General features: G+C 35.4%; 3 protein-coding genes and 1 pseudogene. 1 reads left to right on the forward strand and 3 read right to left on the reverse strand.

Annotated features, from left to right (window positions below):
- Positions 1-207: 207 nt before the first annotated feature.
- Entirely contained in the window at positions 208-372 is a 165-nt protein-coding gene (locus tag ACYQ4S_RS11655) for a hypothetical protein (RefSeq protein ID WP_459771296.1), read from the reverse strand.
- Positions 373-533: 161 nt separating this feature from the next.
- Here ACYQ4S_RS11655 and ACYQ4S_RS11660 point away from each other — a divergent pair.
- Positions 534-676 (forward strand): annotated as a pseudogene (locus ACYQ4S_RS11660) (IS256 family transposase); the annotation flags it as partial.
- Positions 677-1,239: 563 nt separating this feature from the next.
- On the opposite strand, the gene ACYQ4S_RS11665 reads toward ACYQ4S_RS11660, so the two are convergent.
- Positions 1,240-1,563, reverse strand: coding sequence for a hypothetical protein (locus ACYQ4S_RS11665; protein WP_459771297.1), 324 nt, complete (start codon positions 1,561-1,563; stop codon positions 1,240-1,242).
- A gap of 157 nt (positions 1,564-1,720) precedes the next feature.
- The gene (locus ACYQ4S_RS11670) at positions 1,721-1,852 is read right to left on the reverse strand and encodes a primase C-terminal domain-containing protein (RefSeq protein WP_459771299.1); all 132 of its coding nucleotides are present in this window, start codon (positions 1,850-1,852) and stop codon (positions 1,721-1,723) included.
- Between the last annotated feature and the right edge of the window lie 326 nt (positions 1,853-2,178).

Below are 2,178 nucleotides of genomic sequence, written 5' to 3' on the forward strand. Positions count from 1 at the left end.
TACCGGCGGCATTCAAAGAAATTTTGATTGGAAATCAGTCAAACCAAGAACAAATTGCTGCGTAATTTCTTTGGTGAGGGTTAATCCGATAGGATTGTGAAGCATTTATTAGGGTGCGAAACTTGAGAGTATTGATATTCATAGACTTCGTCTGATTGTGAGTTGTTGACACTGGTCCGTCTACTATTCCAATTTTTATTTTTTCCCCTATAATAACTGAGGTTTATCAAATCCATACCAAGGGGTAATTTTTTCTAATTGATTTCCTTCAACCCATTCAATATCTTTCGTATAAACTCTTTTATTCTCAAATGTCACAAAAAATGAGAAGATCAGTATACCTAATATGATTAAATAGTATTTTCTTTTCACTCCTCCTCGGCTCCTTATTGATCAATTAATAATATAATACTAGACATGATTGTATCAGTATTATAAAAGAGAGTGTAAACTATCTTATGGAAATAGAAAAAGAAAACCCCTTCTGTAGGATAGAGTTCCCACACTACATTCACAGAAAAGAGGACTTCCCTATGAACAATTTCACTACAGATCCTTACAGACTCTAGTAACAAAACGTGACTTGAATGAATTATTTCCTTCTCATTTAGAATTAGCTATTAATACTCTTTTGAAAACCGATTTCACAGCCTTTTTAGATTATCAGAAATATAATTAAATCAGTTTCCATTCAGGTAACTCCCGCACACTCCTTTCTGGATTCTTTTATAATATATTAATAATTTATAATTTGCTACTATTTTATTGAGTATATTAATAAAGTAATTTTCTACTTTATTGGTGTTACTGTAACCTGAACAATACATATTTTTAATTTAAAACGTCTCAATCTGCATAAGTGAAGTCTAAAATTACTTTTTTAGTTTCATCCTTTAAATAACTTGAAAAAAGAACCTCATTCAGATTCAAAACATACGCTTTTAAAAATACTACATTATATCCTTCGATTGCATGCACTATTTTATATTTCAATAAATCTCTCATGCAACATTAATCAAATTCCTACGACAATACACCTTTCTAACCCACTCTTTAGACAACCATAATTCAACCGCACGTTCTAACGTCAAAATAACATTTTATTCAAATGCACCAAATAACCCTCAGTCAGACTAGAAAATAACCATATACTCCATCCAAAGACTACGGAAGGCACTTCAAAACAAGAGAACACCGTATACTAGAAATAAGTAATAGGCAGTTCGTCCCTTTTAAATTTTACGATGTATTCACGATTTCTTTTAAGATGATCTCCTGTAGTTTTTCTCTGTCTATCGGCTTATTAGAGACCTTTTCTATCAGCGTTTGAATGGGTGCTAGTGTCTGTAGCAAGCCTTCTTTATCTGCTAGTTGCTTGACTCGTTTAGAGCGTATGAGGCTTAATACAATGCTTTTAACGGTCCATAAACGTGTGTAGCCATTTCTCCCTGGTTTGGTCTTAATCGTCACGTAGTCGTCGTTTTTCATTTGTCTCAGCAAGTCTTTTAAACTGGATTCAGGAATACCCATGGCGTTCATGAGTTCTTTTCGCGTGAATTGCACAAAGCCTTGGCTCTTCGTTGCTGTGCGTTCAATTAAACTGATCAAATCTCTGCGCCATTCCGAATAATGACTTTTCTAGCGTTTCCTTGGTTTCGCAAACTTATACCAGACACCCTTATTTGAGCTCTCAGTGCATGTGTCGTCGCCTACCCACTGTTCAATAATTGGATATAGTGCGCTGAGGCCCCTTATAACGCCCTGAGTAGGCATATTGGATTGTCTTTCTGATTTCTCTTTCAGACAGGGGGTAAGACAAAGACGCATTTAAGTCGGTCATGAGCCGGTCGATGGGTGCTGTTTTTAAATTTGTACTGCTGTAATCCGCTTTTCAAGTATGTAAGTGTACAGCTTATTTGCGTTAGACATAGGGAAGCCTTTCTATAAAAAAGCCCAGGACAGAAGGCCCTGACAAAAAACACACTCCATGTTCTCAGGTGATTAACCTGTATAAAGGGAAGCCTGCTTCTTTTTGTCCTTAAATATTATCAACTCAAGTTTTGCAGTTAAAAAATAGCCTTTGACCCTTGGTGTCATTGACTTGGTACCGATTATTATGCCGCATTTGATATTTGATTCAGCTGATTTTCTTTTAAAAATGGCTTGAAGAGTTCCGGT

The sequence above is a fragment of the Alkalibacterium sp. s-m-28 genome (genome assembly GCF_054658175.1).